Here is a 20,870-nt window from a genome sequence, read left to right as displayed (position 1 = left end):
GTTTACAACTGTCTTGGGGATCTCCAAAAAATAAAATATCCAGCCCTATCAAATATATTTTGGCTCAACCCAAGAATTGGTGAGCGTTCCGCCCTTCAGGCGGAACGCGAGGGCTGGATATTTTATTAATTGGAAAGGCCTTGGAGCAAGTATACAAAACGGGTCGTAAAGTTACAGAGGATTTCAAGCAAACGATGGAAATTGTGTTTGATGATTATTTGCCCCAATGGAATTACACTGCTAAACCACAGATGTCATAATTCTGGATCTTATTTAATCCACATTCCTTAGTCAAGGAATTGACATTCAAATTTCCAGGTGCAAGATCTGAGTTAATGGAACGGAAGGCTATGTAGAAATCCTATATTAAAGCGAAAATTACAAAATTGGATTTTAAAGTAAAAGCTAAAACATCCATCGTAAGATAGATAATTTCTATATTCCTATTTATCAGGCTAAAAATAAAGTTCTCAATAATAAATTAGCTAATATTTATATCAAAAATATAATTTTTACTAATATAAAAACCTCTAGTGTAAAGTAGCAAATGCTCATACAATAATCTGTTAATTGCTGTTGGTAGCAATTAAGTTTTCATCGACTGAAATTTAAGAGTTATTAGGTTAGGTAAAGCGAAAAGTTAAAACTTTTGTTTTAGATTTTCGATTTACTCTACTAAATAAACTTGGCGAACTATTTAGGTATCAAGGAATAATGTTAAAACGCCGTACAATACTAGCTGGTTTAACTGTGGTTAGCTTCACGTTGGCCGTCAGTACAAAGGTATATGGACAATCCACTAGCGGTCCAGATGCTTGGGAGACTGTCTACAACTCAGCAGTTGCTGGGGCTACAACGACAATTACAGTTCCGATTTTAAGTCCCTTATTATCATTTATCCTGCAAATATTCTTCAACTTGGCAGGTTTTTGGGGCGGTTAATTCTTTGTCTGATACCTAATACAGAGAAAGACTGTAAGTAGAGGCTTTTGCAGTGTAACTTTTGGATAAATTTTCAGCTTGCGTAGACGCTCTGCGTCTTGTCGTCAGACATGGCCTCAATACATCTTTCATCCATGAACGCAGATTATCTCAGAGCCAAATATTCCATAACCCGTGAGGAGTTTTCTCTCCATGTTTAAACCTCGCACAATTTTTAGTGTCTTAACTGCAATTATCCTAGCGTCTGTCATCAGTACACAGATATATATACAACCCGCAATAGCTGCTGGAGGAACGTGTAATCCAACTGTGGGAAACCTACCTATATGTCCAAGTACAGCACCTTCAGAGTCAGCTAGTTTCGTTGACCCCACTGCCACAATCACCAATCCCACAAATATTACCTTGGGCGAAAAAGTCTACATTGCCCCATTTGCCGAATTAGACGCTACTAATGCCCCTATTAGTATCGCGGCAGATTCTAATGCCCAAGACCAAGTGAAAATTATAGCTTCGGGAACAGGGGTGGCCATTGGCGAGCGTGTCATTATGGCACACATGGCCGTTGTCAAAGGTGCAGCGAAAATCGGTACTCAAGGTTCAACCGGACCTTTTACTGACCCAATTACCAATACTCAGTTTAACAACGATATTCCAGAGACATTTCTCGCCTTCAACTGTGAAATAGATGGTGCAACTATAGAAAGAAACACAGTAGTCAACTTTCTAGCGCGGGTTGGCCCTGGTGTTACCTTACCTGCTGGTAAAGTAGTTCTACCTGGTAAAAACGTCACAACTAACCTAGAAGCTAGTAGCGGTGCTTCAGGGAAAGTTGTAAACTTGACACAAGCCGACGTTGCATTAATGGAAGGCATCATTGAAGTTAATGAAGCATTTGCCAAAGGTTACACAGACTTGGCCAGAGTAGACTTGACAAACGTAACAGGAATTAATTATGCTCCAGTCACATTTTTTAACTCCGGAGGTTTACCGCAGATAGGTGGAATTGCCACTCGTGATCCAAACTATCGTAACCGCATTATCGGCAACATCACTTTTCAAGATTCTTTAGCAACGCTCAAAAACAAATTAGCTAATAGAATTTCACTGCGTGCTGACGAGGGTGAACCTTTTAATGTTGGACAAATTGCTGGGATGGCAAACGATGTTGTATTTCATGCTTTAGAGACCACTAGTTTGACTGTTGGTAATGGCATTGGTTATGGACCTCGCGCTCTAGTTCATGGTGGTAGGCAGGTTGTCAATGGTGTTGCTAATGGCCCTGAAACCAGCATCGGTAATGCTGTTGGGTTAGGCCCAAATTCCGTTATATTCCGCGCCAGCATCGGTAACAACTCAGCAGTTGGGCAAAGAAGCGCAGTCTTCAATTCTACAGTAGCTCCCAGAACTTATATCCGTTCTCGAACAATCTATGCAGACAACGGCAGCATTATCTTACCTGTGGAGTGGTAAACAACAGACTTTTGCATCATTATGAATCGGAAAATATTGTCGGTGCAATTAAAATGCCTACGATTGATTGTGCTGTTCACTTTGATATTTGGACTGATACTAAGTGTTGATAGTGGTTCATCTTTAGCTGCTGACATCACCTCTAATCAGCCTCAAGTTGTACAACCTCCCGTCACCGGATTTGTTTCTACATTGTCCGATGAAGTCGAGGAACTACCAACACAGTTAATTCGCTGGTCAACTTACTGGCAACTTTGCTGGGAACCCTATCCCGAAGCTAAAGAGTATGAACTACAAACGGTGCTGATGGAGGGGAAATCTCCAAAGTTGAAACGGCAAAGCGATCGCTGCTTTCGTTTACAAGTTGCATCTAATGAAAACCAAAAATCACAAGGATTACTCAACCGTGATTTAATCTTGTTAATGCACAAGATTCAGCTTGGTTATCGAGTGCGTGCTGTTTTAGATAGTAACCGTGTCAGTGAATGGTCTCAGGTAATGGCAGTTGGTGCAACTACTGTGTCTGAAACAAATAGCACTCAGATCAGTGTAAATCCCTGATATTTCTGGCGTAAGGAGTATGGGATGTAGGGTTTAGGGGAAATAAAAGCTAATCAAGAGATACCCCACGAGATGTGCAACGCTTTAAGTAAATAAAAGCAACAGAGTGATAAAAATGACAAGTAAAGAAAGAGAATACGGAGGAAAGAAAAAAGACACTAGTAACCCAAGTTGCGGGTTATCAAAATCCGGGTACTTTTCATCCAGAAATAAATGCGATCGCCAATGACAAATTGCGGTGGCGCAACGCGGCACCACGATTTCGACCCAATCATTACTGTCAGTATTTATTTGTTTGGTCTTGTTAATTTGACGAGACCATTCTTTTTTCCCATCAAACTGTCCCCTATATGTAGCTGTCTAATAACTGCACAGCATTGTCAATAAGAACCGTTTTTTTTGATAGGGTATCTTACTTGAATCCCTCTAAGAGTAATACTTTGACTATTCTTGTCACCCCTTCAAAAACTTTACTTTTTCTACTTAATTTGTTGGTGTGCGATCGCCTGATTGAAGTGATGATGAACATTTCAGAAGTCGCTACGGCAAAAACGCAGGTATCCCCATCTATTTACAAAAGCCTTTTGGTATCTGGTGTATCTATGTGATTCTGCTGTACTGATTTTTCTGGTTCTACAGGTAAACCTAATTGGATACAAAAGTAGCGATCATACTTGGCTTGTGTCCAGTTATTAGCAGCTTGAATTTGCTCAACACTGAGGTCTTGAGTACCTCGCAAATCGGTATTTTTGAGATTAGCACGGATGAAATTGGCATCGATGAGGTACGCATTTTTCAGGTCTGCCCCCTCTAAATTAGTATCACTAAGGTCTGCACCTTCTAATTGAGCGCCTTGTAATTTTGCATCTGTAAGATTAGCTAGTTCTAACTGCACACCATTGAGATCCGCAAATTCTAGAATAGCTGCTTGTAAATCAGCACCACCCAAATTAGCACCACCAAGGTCTGTATTAGTTAAATTGGCACGGGTTAAGTTAGCAGCTTCTAACTGGACACTATTGAGGTTAGCATAGGTGAGATTAGCTTCTTTAAGCCTGGCACGACTGAGGTTAGCACCTTCTAATTGGGCATCAGTGAGATTAGCTCGCTTGAGATTAGCATAGATGAGATTGGCATAATTGAGATTAGCAACACACAGATCCGCACCAGCCAAGTCAATTTCATGTAAATCAGCACCGGGTAAATCTAAAGCTTTTAAAGACACACCATACTGATTTAAATCTTCCAATGCTTTGATTCTGGCGTAGCTAGTTGATACATTTGCCGCAGCCGCATGATCAATGACTTGCCATGCTTGATAAATGGTATTGCGTCTGCGCTCTCTACTTTCCAATAAATATAAGCTGGCTGCTGCTAGGATACTAAAAGCTTCAATGTTATTGACCTCAATAACTGATAATGCTTGTTTGTAAAAACACTGCAATAATGAATCTTGAGATTTACAAATAGGCTGTTGCTTATTCCACTGTTCGATGTGACTGAATGTCAGCATTAACAAATAAGCAATCACGATGGCCAGTAAAACACGAAACCAGACTATATCCAGTAAATCTCGAAATTTCTGCCGTAATTTCCTCGTGAACCAAGTAAATCTGATCAGATTAATTCACCCCCTCCTGAGCATCATCTTCCTTGATAATTAAAAGTAAGTTCTCATGCATTGCGTTTAGCCTTAATTATGGCAGCACAGGAACCTGGAGGGTTAACCCTATGAAACCTGAACCTGATGTAAAGTTTGTTAATCAACGACCAACAAACACACTATCTATTGTCATAACTGTATTTGCCAACGCCGGATAATGACACATAATTTGCATGAACTTTTTTGAGCGAATTTAATACAAAATCAACGTGTGCGATCGCCTCAACCATTCCATCTCTCAAACCCATTGAGTATCAAATGCATCTTGTCCAGTCCCATAAACTAAGTCCCCGTATGAGTGCCACTGGGCAACCTCTTGAGAGGAAAGTGGGGGCGCATGGAGGACAGATAGATTTTCCTCTAGTTGCTGTCTGGTTTTAGGGGCGGTGAGTGCCAGGTGTACTGCCCGGTTGCGTAGCACGTAGCGGTAACAATCTGCTGCGGTGGGTGGTTCGTATTGCCAGTTGGGATGACCATTTTCTATCTGGAAAATTACTATAAGAGTTTGAAGATATTTGTAGAAATTAATAACTGAGGTAACAAAAATGACTTTTAATTTAACTGATGCCATTCAAGTTATTCTGATTGCTGATGTTGCCAGCGTAGTGTTGTCTTCTGGTATTTGCTGGACACTGCCCAAAGCTAAAAAGGCATGAGGGGGTTTTAGCATTATAAGAGCGATCGCACACGGCAGAAATTACCTCCACGAGTGCGATTCTTACAGTCAACTCTTCTTAGTGTGTGAACAGCACAGTTTATTTAGCTTCTTGCCAACCCTCAATAATCGCTATCAAAACGTTAATAAGTGGGTTGTCAACTGCCTCTTTGAATGCTTCCTTACCTCCTGATTTCAGCGCACCAATAACCCGCGCTTTCAGCGTTGGATTATTCTTGATTTCATCAGCAGCCTTAGCCACAACTATCATTTTTTCTGTCTCGGTTGTAGTGGGGTTAGTTTCTTCTAGTTGCTTGAGTAACTGCTGAATTTCTGCTGCGGCTTCTACAAAATTCTGTTCATTAGCTTCATTGATAGTTCCAGCTAACTTCTCTGTGTTTATTTCTCCTTTATTAACACCAACACCGAAGTTTCCGCTTTGATTGATATAATCGCCTGTCATGGAATCTCCTTGATTGTCAATAGTATTTGCGACTGTGCTATTACTAACACTTCCACCTATCAAAACACCTTTGTAAACAGTAACATTTTCAATACTAGTAGGGCTTTTTAACTCGTTTTTCGGGTCTGACATATAAAACTTTAAATATTGATTGTACTTCTCATAATATGTTTCTTTTATTTTTTCTTGATTAAAAACACCTGGGATTTTTACCTCGATAATTGCTTCACTTTCTCCTCTTTTTTCAATCTTTGCAATCTCAAGGGTGCATTGGTAGTCTTCTGATAAATTTTGTAGAACATACAAAGCCAGTTTAGGATTGACATCGCGTTCGTGGTAAAGATGAATAGTGTCTAATACCGACTGTACAAAAAGGACAAAATCATCATTTTTAAACTCTCCTTTGGGTGGCATTTGATCGCGTTTATCTCCATCTTCACTTAATTTCATGAAGACGTATTTGCATTTAACATTACGGAGCTTAGTAGTTCTAGTAACTACCCAGTCTTCGATACAGGTTCCCGTTAAGGTAGTACCAGTTAAATCTGCACTTTCAAACTGTGTTCTTACAAGCAAACTTCCTGTTAAATCCGCTTCTCGCAAACAAGCTTGGTAGAAATTAGTTCCTATGAAGCTAGCACCAGCTAGATTAGCTCCCGACAAATTCAGTCCTCGAAAATCTCGGTAATCAAAAATTTTGTTTTGTCCCCGTCCTGTAATTACCAATTGCCGTATCTGCGCGTCCTTTAAATATGTTTCTCCGAGGCAGGCATAGTTGAGCATTGTAGCTTGATGCCAACGAGTACGAATTAAGGTTGTTCTTCTGAAATCTGTGCTTTTGAGCGAAGCTCCCGTGAAGTCAGCATCAGTAAGGTCAGCACTCCTAAAACTCGTGCCACTTGCAGCCGCAAAGAAAATTGCTACTTCACGGATCAAAGCGTTCTTATCATCTCCAGCTAAAGCGCACCAGCCAATGTGAGCAGCGAGCAGCGTGATGACAACGGCTACAATTCTCGCGACAGTCACAGCCGTAGCCACAGATTGAATTACAGAACCACCGAGAGTAGTAATCCCAAATCTGAGGAAACTGATAGAGGTGGCAACAGTTACAACCACACCTACTGCCACAGCCACAAATCCACCTACAACTCTAGCAGTAGCTACTGCTACAGATCCAACTACAGTTCCAACTGCAACAATGACGCTGGCAAAAACTCCAGGAACAAAAGCAAATACAACTCCACTCCAAATACTGGGAATGGAGAAAGTGAAGCCGATACTTGTAGCGACACTAACAGTGACAGCTGTGAAAACAGCTATACCCCCACCAATACCGATAATAACAACTATAGCTTCAATCCCAGCTTCTAAACCTTGACGAACAGTGGAAGCGAAAAAGAGTACAGTAGAGACTAAACAGATTGCGCCAAAGCAAGAAAAGGCGGGATTTTTGGTTTCAAATATATGTGCTACAACATTACCACCAACTGATGCACAAAACCCCGTTAGCAGTAGTAGTAGATATGAGCATAAAATCAAACAAATTGCCCAGCGTTTTTGTAGCCCGGCTTTGGCCTTACTAAACTTCGCCCCAGTAAGTTTAGCCTTACAAAAGTCCGCCCCCCGGATATCTGCATAACTAAAGTTTGCCCCTTCAAGGTTTTGACCCTTAAAAGAGCGCCCACGAAGATTTTGACCAGAGAAGTTCAGGGGCATAACTTAAAGCTGAAGATGGACTTAATCTTCTTATACAACAGTAAGACGAAAATTTCCTGAATTTTCTACACCTCAAATTCCACACCAACACGCCCCTAGCAGTTCTACTTTACTGATAGAACACGCCCAAGGTGCGATCGCCCTGGTTAGCTTCAATTTGGAGTAGCGATCGCACTCCAATAGGTATAACGACACCGAACTTATTAAAAAGGCGATCGCTCCCATTCGTCGCCTTTTTAACATATTTCTTTTGAGCAGGAGGTTGTAACAAGGTAATCACAGTACACGACGTGTAAAATTCAACTCCGACTTTTCTGGTTAATATTTTGTTACATAGTGGTAAATTTTCACGCCCACTTACTTACTCTAACCAGAGTGATGAAAGAGCATTAATCCGCATTAGTGGTTAATAGAAAGTTGAAAACAACAAACGAGATTAGGGAAAAAGAAGCACTAGCATAGAAGACAGTTTGTGTTCCCCAAATTGCATCAACAATGCTTCCTAAAAGAGGGCCTAGTGTTTGTCCCCATGACTGAATAGTTGAATTCACCGCCATAAAACCAGCACGAGATTCCTGTGCAGAAAGCATTGCTAACATTGATTGAGCTGATGGAAACGCCATACCTTGAGCTGCACCAAGGAAAAAAACCGGAATTAATAGCAGCCATACATTATTAATTGTCGGAATCATTAATAATCCCAAACCAGAGAGAACAAAGGATATTTTAATGAGTTGTATTTGCGAAAAATGTCGTGTTAAAAGACCCAATTGAGAAGCAACTAAGGCAAGAGATAATGATAGACTCGTCAAGATAACACCAATTACTAATTCAGAAGCACCAAGTTGCTTTCCTGCAAAAATGGGAATGTAAGTTAAGCAAGCTCCGACTTGCAGCATGAACAGAGACATGACTGCAAACAGCAATCCAAATACTTGACGATTATTAATGCTACCCCAAGTATTTCGTAAATAAGGTTTGAGTTGAAAATTTTGTACATGATGCTCCTGCTGTGGTAACTTCAATGTTGTGAATACCATGATCGCGAATGGAATAGCAAACAAAGATGTTAAAAATGGAAATCGCCAACTAAAAGAAGCTAATACACCACCAATTAAAGGAAAGATAGCCGAACTAATTCCATTCAAGCTGGCAACAAATGCCATGACAGAAGTTAGCTTTTTTCCTGTATAAAGGTCACTAATAATAGTAAGTTGCAAAGATTCTAGACTAGCAGTACCAACACCCTGTAAAAAACGCCATTCTGTAAGGCTACGAAAATTAGGAGCAAGACCACTTAAAGCTCCACCAAAAGCAAAAACTAACAGTGAAGGCACAAGAACTTGTTTTCTACCAAATCTATCAGCTAAAATCCCAAATATGGGAGTAACAATTGCGCCTGGGAATTGAAAGACGGTTGAAACTAGGGAAACTTGATCGCTTGAAACATTGAAAAAATTTGCGATGGTTGGTAGTGCAGGGTTATAAATTGTTCCCCCTAAAATTGTGACCAACGTCAACATACTAATAATGTAAAAATTCTTATCTTGATGGATTTTACTCGTGTTTTTACTGTTAGTTTTCATGGCAGAGCAATTTATCTACTTTTTTATTGTATAGATTTCTTAAGAATAAATGAGTTACTTGTTGATACTAAATGTTTGGATTTTTTGAAGTATTTTTGATTTCAATTATTGATTGGTTAAAAATATATTTATGAAAAATCAGACCCTTAGTAAGATGTGCTTTTTCTTAGAGTCATGCATCAATTTTCTGAATATCCAAAAAAATCAAGGCTGAAAATATTTTATTTTGTCTAATTTTCAGCCTTGTTAATATCAAGATTATTCAGGGCGATTCAATCAAGCCTTATCCCATTCCACATAGAGATGTGTAAAAGAACGATTCATCAAAGCTGGGATATAATTTAGCTTTTGATTGGGACTAAGTCTGAGATTCGGGAATCTTGTAGACAATACTTCCAGAGCAATTCGTCCTTCTCTACGAGCTAAATTTGAACCAATGCAGTGATGAACTCCATGACCAAAAGCGAAATGGTTAGCAGTTATCTGTTTGAAACGTTCAATCTCAAAACTATCGGCATGATCGTACTGATTCTCATCCCGGTTAGCAGAGCCATACATCAAAAACAACTGAGTAGCTTGGGGTAATGTAACTCCTGCTAGGGAAACTTCTTCAGTAGTAGTACGAATCATAGATGGCACAGGAGTATCATACCTGAGTGCCTCTTCTACAGCAGCAGGAATGAGTGAGGAATTATCACAAATCGCTTGCCATAATTGTGGACGTTCCAACAGAAGATGTATGGTAGTAGCTATCAGATGGCTAGTAGTTTTATGCCCTGCTAATATTAATCCACATAAAACGATGACCTGCTCATTTAAACTCAAATCAGAATCTTGAATATTGCTGATCAAGTCATCTTGAGGAGCTTGCTGCCGTTGTTCGATTAAACCTGCAACAAACTGTTGCATTGCCACAAAACTGCGAGCGCATTCTAGTTGTTTTTCTGGTGTTAACTGTGACGATAACAACGCCGTCATGTCATGACACCACTTCTTGATGTCTGCCATCCTCTCTAGAGGGACACCATACATGGTGAGAATCACCTCAAGCGGTAACGGATAAGTGAATTGGGAGATGAGATTAGCTTGGCCATCATTGATAAAATTATCTACCAATCTGTTAGCAAGAGTGCGAATTGAGTCTTCCAATCCTTGCAGGCGTTCTGGTGCGAACACTTTCATGAAAGGAGCGCGTAAACGTTTGTGCTGTTCGCCATCACTATTAACTAAGTCAGCAACAAAAGGAAAACCTTGTCTGAGAACTCCGATTACCTCCGGCGTAAACTCAACAATAGGTTTGAGGTTATCTGCGGAAGAAAATCGGGCTGGGTCTTTTAGTATATTGAGAACGTCTTCATAACGTGTAACAACGTAGCCGTTTAACATTGGACTGTAAAATAGCGGCTCTTCAGCTCTAGCACGCTTAAAGAATGAATAGGGATCTTCAAGTTGGGGGCTGACAAAGGGTTGAAATTCTTGACCGACGTGGGGGCAAGTTTTCTTTTCAGACTGAATCGATTCTTGTTCTATCATTGTTTCTGTTCCTTTATTAATTGAGTTTTAGTAGAAGTCAGTATCGATCAAACAAGTTTCACCGCCTCTATTCTCAAGCTAGAGGGGGATAAAAGATTATGATGCGATCGCTACAGGTTCCCTAAATGCAACGTGCAGATGTTTTGGCCCGTGGAAGACGATGTTATTTGCCCACTCAACCTTTTCGTCTATTAAATGCAGTTCGGGTAAACGATTGAGTAGGACATTCAACGCAATCACCGCTTCGGCGCGGGCTAAGGCAGAACCCACACAGAAGTGGATACCACTGCCAAAGCCACAGTGCTTGTTGTCTTGACGTTGGATATCGAGGACATCGGGATTGACAAAACGGGCGGGATCTCGGTTTGCGGAACCAAGTACTAACCCTACGCTGTCCCCACACCGGATCAGTTTGTCCCCAATTTCAACGTCTGCAAAAGCCCAACGTGTCACCATTTGCACAGGGCTGTCGTAACGTATGAGTTCTTCTACTGCTCCAGCAATGAGTTCGGGATGAGAGCGCAACAATTTGAGCGCATCCGGGTTACGCAGCAACGCTAATGTTCCTTTACTAATGAGGTTAATTGTAGTTTCGTGACCGGCTGTGAGCAGATGGATGCATGTGGCGAGGACTTCATCATCGTTAAGTTTGTCGCCCTCCTCTTGAGCTTTAACTAAAGCCGTGATTAAATCTTGGCGTGGTTCAGTGTGCCGTTGAGCGATCGCTTTTTTGAAGTATTCGATCAATCCCCAAGTTGCGTGTTCAGCTTGAGCGTAAACCTCTGGCGAAGGAGTCAGACGCGAAGCACTAGCATGTTGTAAAGCCAACGCCCATTCCCGAAATAATGGACGATCCTGCGGATCTACACCCAGCAGAGTGGCAATAACCATAACAGGCACAGGAAAAGCAAAATCCTCAACCAAGTCCATTTCACCACGGGCTTGCACCCGATCCAACAAACTATCAGCAATGTTGAAGATGGCTGGACGGATATTTTCAACCATCTTCGGGGAAAAGACCTTATTAACGAGCGATCGCAACCGCGTATGATCTGGTGGATCTCTAAACACCATCCAGTTGCTCACCATCGTTCTAAACCCGCGATAGGCAGCTGGCACTGGTGCGCCTTCACCGTCATCTCGGACTTTTGCAGCTTCACGACCGAATTTAGGGCTTTCAAGCACCTGCATCACATCTTCATAACGAAACAGATACCAACTACCAGATAAACGAGGGTTAGCAGCCAGTCCCCAATGCACAGGGTCTAACTCTCTATAGCGTCGGTAGAATTTGTAAGGGTCTTGAATAACTTCAGGTACAAATGGGTTGAGTCTTTCAATCGTAGAAACTGTCATTATTATTAACACCCAATTAGACTTTAGTTTTTTTCTTCTAGAAGTAGCTCTGATTAACACTCCACGTCCCTTTGCGTTAACCTCTGCGCCACTCTGCGTTTAAAAATAAACTCTTCCCTCCTCCAAAGCTGGCAATTCCAAAGGATATTGCAGTGCAGCTAGCATCTGCTTCATTTGCTCGCGTCCAGAATTTTGCACTTGCTTTACAGAAGCTCTCGCCTCTAAACGCCTAACATAATCTGTCAGTCTGGGTAAGTGTTTGTAACTGTAAACAATACGCAAATAGGTAAGAGTGGGAGCAGCAGCGCAATCTGCTAAGGAAAATTCTTCGCCTGCTAGCCAAGTACGCCCCTGGAGTCGTTGATCCAAAAGAGCGCAGGCCGTTTCTAATAGCCGCTTGGCTTTCGTAACCTGTTTGCCTCCTCGTTCCTCAATTGGGCGTTGGGTATCGGCAAATAATGTTTCACGTCCGCCGTTGATGTACACATCGATTACTCGCTCCAACAAACGAACCTCTAAAGCAAGTTCTGGATCTACGGGAATGAGACGAGGTTCGTTTGGAAAGCGTTGTTCTAAGTATTCAATGATGATGGAAGCCTCAAAAATGACTTGACCATTTTCAGTGACAAAGGTGGGAATTTTACCAAAAGGGTTGATTTGCATATAATGCGATCGCGCTTCGGGGTCAAAGAGGTTCACTTGAATCGGTGTAAAGTTTATCCTCTTCTCGGAAAAGGCGATCAGGACGCGTTGGCAGTAGGATGAGGCGGTGGCGTAGTAGAGTTTCATTTTAGTCATTAGTCAATAGTCATTGGTCATTGGTCAAATGACTAATAACTTGGGTCAAATTTAGAAATAGCCTCGAACACGGTCAACGATTGTGGCTGGATCATCAGGTAAGCGATCGCCTCTCCAAGCTACGTGTCCGTCTGGTCGTACTAAGACATAGGCGCGATCATAGAGATTGGCAATGTCAGGATTGTTGATCTGTATGCTTGTAAAAGGTACGTTTTTTTGCTGACAAGTTTTCTCGAAGTTTTCAATTTCCTGTTGCTTTTGGAAGCACATCAATACAAAACTATGACCGAATAAATCTAAAGTGGATTTACCAAGCTCTAACCAAGCATGGGATGCTCGACAACCTGGGTAGCTATTTTGCGTCCACTGGTGGGGATCGTTAGTGGGCGGTGGACAATCGTCGGGGATAATAGCAGGCGATTCGTAACGGAAACCGAAGTGAATTCCTGGTGCTTCAAATTCCCGTCGCACGTCACCGTGTTCCATTTTTTCAGCCATCTGTTTGCGTGCTTGTTCACCTTCGGGAGAATCGTCCATAATCTCTGGAGCTAAGTTGCGTTTTAGAGTGCGTTGTAAATTGACGTTTGCTTCTTCCAGATTTCGCACTGCGATGGGACGGCGCTCAGTTTCGTAGGTGTCAAGTAGGTTAGAACTCGCCCAGCCTTTGAGAACAGCCGCCAACTTCCAACCCAGATCAGCTGCGTCAGCAATACCGGTGTTCATGCCAAAACCACCGGAAGGTGATAGTGTGTGAGCAGAGTCACCAACAAAGAAGATGCGATCGCTACGGAAATGTTCAGCAACTCGGTGAGTAAGATGCCATTGAAGGCTAGAAAGAATTTCGATGGGTGTATCAATACCAAGGGCCTCTTCAACCGCTTCTTGAGGATCGCGCATTTCCCCATCTTCTTGAGGAACTGCTGTTAAGCGATACAATCCCTTACCGTCAATGGAGCGGAGGGGATACCGCAACCTTTTGGGGTTGACCATATAGAAGACTAAGGCTTTACGTGATCCCAGAATTTCTGGTAGCTCTGGTGCTTGGAAAAGAATGTTTTGAAATATCCGTGTAGGGTGATAGGCTGGAGCATCAACGCCACATGCTTTACGGATTCGGCTTTTAGCACCATCGCAAGCTATCAAGTATTTGGCGTGAATTATCTCAGTATTTCCACTATTAAGATAAGTTATTTGAGAAACAATACCATCTTCTTTTTGCTCAAAATTCTCTAAACGGCAGCACAGACGCACCGGCCCATAGGGATATTCACCTAAGTTACGTATTAACAAAGGTATAAGCCAGTGGTGAGGACAGGGATGTTCTGGTTCTGGTGTATAGATAGGTAAAGGTCTTTCACCAGGAGATGGAAAATTCAGCCGGAAAATTTCGTGACCACCAACAGTTGTAACCCAGGCAATATCTAGAGGATGATCGTAGGGCCAGCCAGCATCGCGTAGTTGCTGGGCAATTCCCCAACGGCGAAAAAGTTCCATTGAGCGTGGCCCGACAGTACCCACTTTGGGATGACTAATGACTCCATCGGATTCTTCGACAACGATGCAGTCAATACCTTGGTAGCGCAGTTCCAATGCCATTGCTAAACCAACGGGGCCGCCACCGACAATCAGGACATCTGTTTCTATAGTGGTGTTATTCATTTGAAAGTGGGTGTAGGGGTAGGGGTGTAGGAGGGCCTTAAGGAAGCAGTCTTTGGGGATTATTGGCAAAATCTGCAAAGAATTTTGTGTAAAAATCGAACATTTCATAGATTGTGCTGTGGATCGCTTCACATTCCCTGGCTTGGCGACTTAAACGCTCAAATCGACGTGCGATCGCTTCACAGGCAACTTCTGGTGTAGAAATATACATAGGTATTGAAATCTCGAAGGTCGGCCCTGCTGTCTTACCGCGCTTACCGGAAGGCATACTCATTAAGATTTCCCCTAAAGGACGCATCATACCTGTCATCACGTCGATAGCAGCGTTCATGATTTTTGAGCGGCGGAAGCTAGCGGTGGGGGTTAACCCAAAGTGTTGCACCATTAGTTGCATCATGATGAAGTAGCACTCATCGAAGATTTGCATGACAGCACGAGTTTCGGGAATAGTAACAACACTGCTGTTGCCATCCCGATAATGGAGGGTAGGATTACGCAATGCTGGATAGGCAGGGTTCCAAGGAATGAGACAGTCTGTATCCTGTACATGCTGTTGGGCTAATATCTCAGCCATGCATCGGTATTGCTGGAAATGGGATTGTTCAAACTTGGGTGAATTGGGATCACAACCCTCTCCCTGTTCAACGATAAAGTCGATCGCAAACAGGGCGCTTTCGACATCGTCAACTTGCAATTGATAATCTGGATGGACTTTGTTAAAGTCTTCACGCAGGAATAAATGATGTTCGCCCCCGACACGACCCTTTTTGACAATAAATAGATCCGGAATATTCTTGATTGCTTGGCGAATTTGCCGATATAACTCACTTAGAGAACCATAGCCGTGTAAACGGTCTGCTGTCGGATCATTTTCTTGGCGATCGCTAATTAAATCTTTCTCCAAAAAATCAGGCATTTCAAAGCGCATGAAGCGTTGGATGGTCGTGGCGCTGAAGGGTTCGAGGGCAAAGTCCACTTCAATGGGGAAGCGACGATTCATCTCGCTAAAATTGGGTGTTGCTGGATAAAACGGCTCACCCATGGCCATGAGGATATTATTGACCATCAAAAAGTGGATCATTTCCTCATGGGAGACTTCCAGTAACACTCCTCGCATCCCATAATTACGCCCTTCCTCGCCGTTACCACAAGCTAGGTGTAGTTGTTCTTGTGTCCACAAACGGCGGCGCACATATTCTTGACCTGTGATGTAGTTGGGGATCGAATAAGCTGCATAAATGTATTGCAACATCACTGCTACTTCTAATTCAGCAGCATAACGCAGGGCTGTAACTAATTCATCGCGAGTTTGGATCAGGCGCTGGGTACGCTTTGGCACTGGTTGAGAATCAGGAACATAACCAACTAATTGCTGGTTATGGAGGAATTTACGCAGAAGTATAGCCTTTGGTTCTGACAAGTCTCGTGATGGAGGCATGTAATATGTCTGATTGCGATTTTGGGGATCACACATCTGCCACATCAACCGGGCGTAAGTTTCTACCTTGCAGCGATCGGCCAGACTAAAAACTTCTGCTTTCATAAAGGAGAAGCACAGTTCATAGTAAGCCAAGATGTGTTCATAAATAAGGTTGAAGTCTACTGCTTCATCTTCAACTTTTTCTAAATGCCAGTCGTTGGTCAACACCCGAATAGCAAAATAGCCAGCACCAGACCAGAAGCCAAGCAAATTATCGTTATCGTAGGCGATGATTGCTTGATCGGGATGGTTGGGGTCACAAGGCAATTTATCAGCTTGATCCGACAACAAAATGCGTGTTGTTCCTGGTTGAATACCCCGTAGAGTTACCCATCCACGCCCTTCAGAGTTAGTTGAGATTATACATGTAGGAGCAAAATCGTTTCTTTCCTCCCCCTTACCTGGTTTGAAATGGACGATGTTCAATTCAGAACTAGGGGGAAAGTGGAAAGTTTGACCAGCGTGAGCGGGGTCGCGTTCAAATTCGTAACGAAGTTGGGGCAGTCCTTTCGGGTTGTAAAATTGGTGGAGATACACAGTCTCGATTGGTGCTGGACATCCCCGGACAAAGGAGCGTATTTCTATTTCTTCTGTATAATCTTTGCCAAGCTGCAAATCAGAAAATTCTAGAAACAAACAACCGTCATCTACCTGGAGATTGATTTCTTTTTCTTGAGCCAGAATTTGTCCTTGCCCGTCTATAATATACAAACCCTGCTGTTCAATTTCCTCACGCAGATTTGCAAAGGGTGCTGCTAGTGGCACATCAACAATACCGCTTGTGAGTTGATGCGCTTCTTTTTGGTAAGCTTCGCTGGGAATTCGTGCTACTAGACGTTGACTTGTAGTTGTGCGTAATTGCAACTCACCAAAGTCAAGTTTAGAAGCGATCGCATGAGTTGGCCCTGGTCCCGCTTTGATCGCCCGCCCCACACACGGCACTGCTGTCACCATGTTCAGGCTTACACCTTGGGGAGTCACCTGGAGGCTGAGATTAGAAAGTGCTGTTTCAAATAAAAGGGTGTAAGGGTATGGGGAGGACTGGAGCCGGAGGTTTCCTCCGGCTAGGGAAGTCCGTGGTGTAGGAGGAGTCCTATCTTCATACTTGGTGGTGAAACTTGTTTCATTGAGACTGCCTTTTGCCCTCTGCCCTCTGCCTTCTAAGGGAGTCAACAACCGCCCGTGGGGATAGGTACTCATCTCACCCTCACACCACAAACCAATACTTCCGTGCAGTTCCCAAAAAGTTGGTGAATCTGGTTGCATCGGGGTTGACATATTGCTGACACTAAACTGCACAACCAGCCCCAATACGTCATTGCGGTTCATTGCCTTCCGTAACAAAGATACCGTTGGTGAGAGTGCCGTTTCTTCGTCCCACAGTAAATTTTTAGCTGTTTTAGGAATTGTGAACTGATGTACAGCCGCCCTTTGAAACTCGCTATTAAGACAGTGGGGAGGCAATTCGCAGATATGGTTAAAATCCTGCCAGCGAGCAGGCTGCATACCTGCAACAGGAGCCGAAAGCATATATGGGACTTCATGGGAATTGCCCTGTCGCCCAAAGGTGAACTGCCCCACCATAATTGTAGATGTCCAGTTCGAGGCTGGATCGCAGTCAAAAATCCGCGCCCGATTGAAGGTCGTTCCCAGATATTCGTTGTAGTGACCCCACATATCAACGCTGCGTCCTACTACCGGGTCGTTTTGGTCAATTTCTGCAAAACTAGGTTGGGCGCTGATAATTTTTGCATCGATCGCAAAGTGACCATTACCTCCAAAATCCCATCCCATTGCCATGCTGAAAGGGCCATTTTCATCCCATTCTCCAGCGGCGTTAAACCGAGGCCCCAATTTATATAGATATTCGTGGAACTCAGATAAAGAACGGTGGTGATCAAAGCGATTACCATTCATATAAACAGTATTGCTACTGAGATCCACTAAACCGTTTTTTTGTCCTGTAGGCGCATGAATACGGGCAAAACCCTGGAAATGTAAGCGGGGAAAATCCAAGATGCTCATAGTTTTTGAATGAAGGCGGGGATTGGGGATCGGGGACTGGGGACTAGGAACTGGGGACTGGGGACTAGGAACTAGGAATTAGGAATAAAGAATATTACTCAGTTTTCAATCCCCGATCCCCTATTAAACGAAGATTTGACTGGTAACTAGTTCTTGTGAAAACTTTGGACTTTCTTCTAAAGTTTTATTATTATTTATACTTGTCAAAGCAACATTTTTGACCTTACTGCCGGACACCGATGGAGTTGGAATTATAGATTCTGTAGCAGGTTGGTAGGCGGCAATATCGTAAACTGCCTCTATAGACGACTCGATCGCACCCTGAAGCCAAGCTGGAAATCTAGAACAATGCTCACCGGCAAAAAAGAGTGTATTTTGGGGTCTAGCAGCCTCTAAATAATGGATGTGGTGATTGGATTCACTGGTGATGTCGCCGCCCCAAGGAATAGAGCATCCACCGGCACTCCATTGGTACTTACCCCAGGCGATCGTTGCCATGTCTAAAACCATGCCGGGTTTCTCAATTTCAGCGTGAACCTTGCTGACGGCGTTCTTAACGTAAGCATAACGATCTGCTTCAGACATCATCCCCAAGTGGTCTGCATCGTCGCCAATGGTATAACTAGCCAGCAATGTACTACCTCTAGAAGGGTTGCGCTCCATAGAAGGATAATAAATTTGGCGAATACCTTCATCACTGAATGAAGCCCCTCCTTTGATTCCATCCTTTTGCCAGAAGGCTTGGGCGCAGTGAAACAAAACTTTGGTGGCTGGACAGTAGAAAGTTTTGTCAATAGCGGCAAGTTTTTTGTCGTCAAACCCATTCAAATCCATCTGACGGAAGATGGAAAACGGAATCGTACACAAGACGTAGTCACAACGACGTGTACGCAATTGTCCTTCTTCTAAATACGATACCTGCACATGGTCATTTTGTACATGCAGTCCCACTACTTTCTGATTGCATTTAATAGGACTTTTTATTGCCGCAGCCAGATGGTTGATGATTTGATCCATCCCCCCTTCTAGTTGCAATAGATCGTGGCTTGTTTCGACCAGAATATCACTAAAGAACATATCGAGCGCCTTACTGCACCGCGCCCGTAAACCTGGGTTCTTTTTGATAAAAGTATGCAAATCTATTGTTTCGCCATCTTCGTTGAAATATGCTTCTAAATCCAACCTCTCTAAATCATCCATCAATTTTGAGGAGAGGTCAGATTCTAGGCTGTCACGCAAATTTCCAGGAGAGATGGCATCGACGATTGTCTTCAGCCAAGCCGCAAACAACTTAGTCTTATAACTGTAACGTGTGTTGGTAAAAATTCTTAGATAACGCTCTTGAAATACCCGCGGTGCGTCTTTCATCCGAAAGACTTTTCCCTGAATATTAATTAAAGCATTTGATTCCTCAAATACTGTGACAAACTTGCATAGCTTGTCAGTCAGCCCCAGTTCATGTACATAGTGGAGAACGTGTTTATGTTCACTAGGGATACGCATTGCTCCAAGTTCACCGTAGGCAGGTTTGGGATCATCTCCGAATCGATGAGTCCAAATTCGGCCTCCAATGCGTGGACTACCTTCTATAATATTTACCTCATGCCCTAAACGCTCAAGTTCATAGGCTGCTACTAAACCTGCAATTCCAGCACCCAAGATGGTCACGCGCTTGCCTTCTTGGCGATTGGCTAGCTTGCACATATCTAGCATTCTTTTAATATCCATCGACCAAATACTCCTTATTTTGTGGCAAAACAGCGAACCACTGTTGTGCTTTTACTGAAGAAATTGAGCAAGTTGTTCCAATTTTTTCCAAGCCAGTCCACTATTAAGGGTTTCCCTGGCCACAACAATAGCATTGGTAAAAGTATCAAAATAATTACCAGTTTCTGGCACTGCTTCACCAACATAGAGAGCTAAAGCTGCATTTAAAGCCACTATATCTTGCTGGGCTTGAGTCCCTTTACCTTGCAGAACTGCTTTGAGAATTTCTGCATTTTCTTGCACATCCCCACCTCGGAGTTCAGTGGTGGGAGCAGGGTTTATATTTAGATCCTGTGGATCTAAGACAAGCAATTGCATTTGTTGATTTGAAACAACAGCCAAATCAGTTTTGTCTGCTAACCCTGCTTCATCTAGTTTTTCGCGTCCGTGCAGTACGATCGCTCGCCGAGTTCCCAGTTGATGTAAAACTTGTGCAAAAGTCTCAACTACCTTCGGATCGTTAACACCAATCACTTGTCCTGTCGGCTGCAAAGGATTGATTAATGGGCCAAGTAAGTTAAAAATTGTTCTTACTTTCAGTGCTTTTCGCAGTGGTGCGATCGCTTTCAGGGCTGGATGCCAATCTGGTGCAAATAGAAAAGTAATGCCGACTTCTTCTACCGCTTCTTGGGTTTTTTTGGTGCTGGCCTTTAAATTTAAACCCAAAGCTTCTAATACATCTGCCGAGCCAGTTTTACCAGATGCTGAACGATTACCATGCTTGGCAACTTTGACTCCAGCAGCAGCAGTGACAAAAGCAACAGCTGTGGAAATATTAAATGTTGAGGCTCCATCTCCACCAGTACCGCAAGTATCAACAAGTGGTGATGTACCGACAACGCGATCGCGCAAGGTTGCTTTTAATGACTGAGAGTATAGAACCTTAATCATACCCAGCAATTCTTCTGCTGATACTCCTTTCACCTGAATTGCTGTTAAAATCGCACCTGACATCACTGGAGGAATGACTTCTGCCAACCAACCATACATCAAATCAGAAGCTTGAGCAACTGACAGCGATTGACGATCTAGTAATTGCTGTAATAATGCAGACCAATTGGTGGAATCATTAGAAGGTGAGGAATTTTTTCCAACACTGATAGTTGCTGTAGCCATAAATTTTGAGGTGTAAGGGGATCGGGGATCGGGGATAAGGGGCAACGGGGATTGGGGATTGGGAATTAGGAACTAGA

At 42.9% G+C, this 20,870-nt stretch carries 15 protein-coding genes; 3 read left to right on the top strand and 12 right to left on the bottom strand.

Annotated features, from left to right (window positions below):
- Positions 1-714 precede the first annotated feature (714 nt).
- From ACE1AT_RS17425 to ACE1AT_RS17415, 3 genes are all read left to right on the top strand, one after another.
- Positions 715-942, top strand: a complete 228-nt coding sequence (locus tag ACE1AT_RS17425) for a hypothetical protein (RefSeq protein ID WP_374870510.1) — start codon at positions 715-717, stop codon at positions 940-942.
- Positions 943-1,134: 192 nt separating this feature from the next.
- Positions 1,135-2,415 carry an acetyltransferase gene (locus ACE1AT_RS17420; protein ID WP_374870508.1) on the top strand — a complete coding sequence of 427 codons (1,281 nt, stop codon included), beginning with the start codon at positions 1,135-1,137 and terminating at the stop codon, positions 2,413-2,415.
- A 21-nt stretch (positions 2,416-2,436) separates the two neighbouring features.
- On the top strand, positions 2,437-2,976 hold the full coding sequence (locus ACE1AT_RS17415) for a hypothetical protein (RefSeq protein WP_374870506.1): 540 nt from the start codon (positions 2,437-2,439) through the stop codon (positions 2,974-2,976).
- 571 nt (positions 2,977-3,547) lie between these two features.
- Here the strand turns inward: ACE1AT_RS17415 and ACE1AT_RS17410 are convergent.
- From ACE1AT_RS17410 to trpD, 12 genes are all read right to left on the bottom strand, one after another.
- Positions 3,548-4,489 carry a pentapeptide repeat-containing protein gene (locus tag ACE1AT_RS17410; protein ID WP_374870504.1) on the bottom strand — a complete coding sequence of 314 codons (942 nt, stop codon included), beginning with the start codon at positions 4,487-4,489 and terminating at the stop codon, positions 3,548-3,550.
- Between the two features lie 388 nt (positions 4,490-4,877).
- On the bottom strand, positions 4,878-5,210 hold the full coding sequence (locus tag ACE1AT_RS17405) for a hypothetical protein (protein ID WP_374870502.1): 333 nt from the start codon (positions 5,208-5,210) through the stop codon (positions 4,878-4,880).
- A gap of 184 nt (positions 5,211-5,394) precedes the next feature.
- On the bottom strand, positions 5,395-7,473 hold the full coding sequence (locus ACE1AT_RS17400) for a pentapeptide repeat-containing protein (RefSeq protein ID WP_374870500.1): 2,079 nt from the start codon (positions 7,471-7,473) through the stop codon (positions 5,395-5,397).
- Positions 7,474-7,582: 109 nt separating this feature from the next.
- Positions 7,583-7,753, bottom strand: a complete 171-nt coding sequence (locus tag ACE1AT_RS17395; protein ID WP_374870498.1) for a hypothetical protein — start codon at positions 7,751-7,753, stop codon at positions 7,583-7,585.
- Between the two features lie 109 nt (positions 7,754-7,862).
- Positions 7,863-9,059, bottom strand: coding sequence for an MFS transporter (locus ACE1AT_RS17390; RefSeq protein ID WP_374870496.1), 1,197 nt, complete (start codon positions 9,057-9,059; stop codon positions 7,863-7,865).
- 276 nt (positions 9,060-9,335) lie between these two features.
- On the bottom strand, positions 9,336-10,592 hold the full coding sequence (locus ACE1AT_RS17385; protein ID WP_374870494.1) for a cytochrome P450: 1,257 nt from the start codon (positions 10,590-10,592) through the stop codon (positions 9,336-9,338).
- Between the two features lie 96 nt (positions 10,593-10,688).
- Positions 10,689-11,948, bottom strand: coding sequence for a cytochrome P450 (locus ACE1AT_RS17380; protein WP_374870492.1), 1,260 nt, complete (start codon positions 11,946-11,948; stop codon positions 10,689-10,691).
- Positions 11,949-12,047: 99 nt separating this feature from the next.
- A complete protein-coding gene (locus ACE1AT_RS17375) occupies positions 12,048-12,737 on the bottom strand; it encodes a glutathione S-transferase family protein (RefSeq protein ID WP_374870518.1) in 690 nt (229 codons plus the stop codon).
- Positions 12,738-12,797: 60 nt separating this feature from the next.
- Positions 12,798-14,405 (bottom strand): FAD-dependent monooxygenase, encoded by a 1,608-nt coding sequence (locus tag ACE1AT_RS17370; RefSeq protein WP_374870490.1) that lies wholly within the window; start codon positions 14,403-14,405, stop codon positions 12,798-12,800.
- A 37-nt stretch (positions 14,406-14,442) separates the two neighbouring features.
- Positions 14,443-17,910 (bottom strand): ferritin-like domain-containing protein, encoded by a 3,468-nt coding sequence (locus ACE1AT_RS17365; protein ID WP_374870488.1) that lies wholly within the window; start codon positions 17,908-17,910, stop codon positions 14,443-14,445.
- A gap of 123 nt (positions 17,911-18,033) precedes the next feature.
- Positions 18,034-19,638 carry a flavin monoamine oxidase family protein gene (locus ACE1AT_RS17360; RefSeq protein ID WP_374870486.1) on the bottom strand — a complete coding sequence of 535 codons (1,605 nt, stop codon included), beginning with the start codon at positions 19,636-19,638 and terminating at the stop codon, positions 18,034-18,036.
- A 51-nt stretch (positions 19,639-19,689) separates the two neighbouring features.
- Complete coding sequence (trpD, locus tag ACE1AT_RS17355) at positions 19,690-20,793, bottom strand: anthranilate phosphoribosyltransferase (protein ID WP_374870484.1); 1,104 nt, start codon at positions 20,791-20,793, stop codon at positions 19,690-19,692.
- Positions 20,794-20,870 lie beyond the last annotated feature (77 nt).

This window comes from Pelatocladus sp. BLCC-F211, assembly GCF_041928655.1.
GTDB lineage: Bacteria > Cyanobacteriota > Cyanobacteriia > Cyanobacteriales > Nostocaceae > Pelatocladus.
The sequence above is the reverse complement of the archived record's forward strand: the minus strand, read 5'-3'. Positions and strand labels throughout refer to the sequence as shown.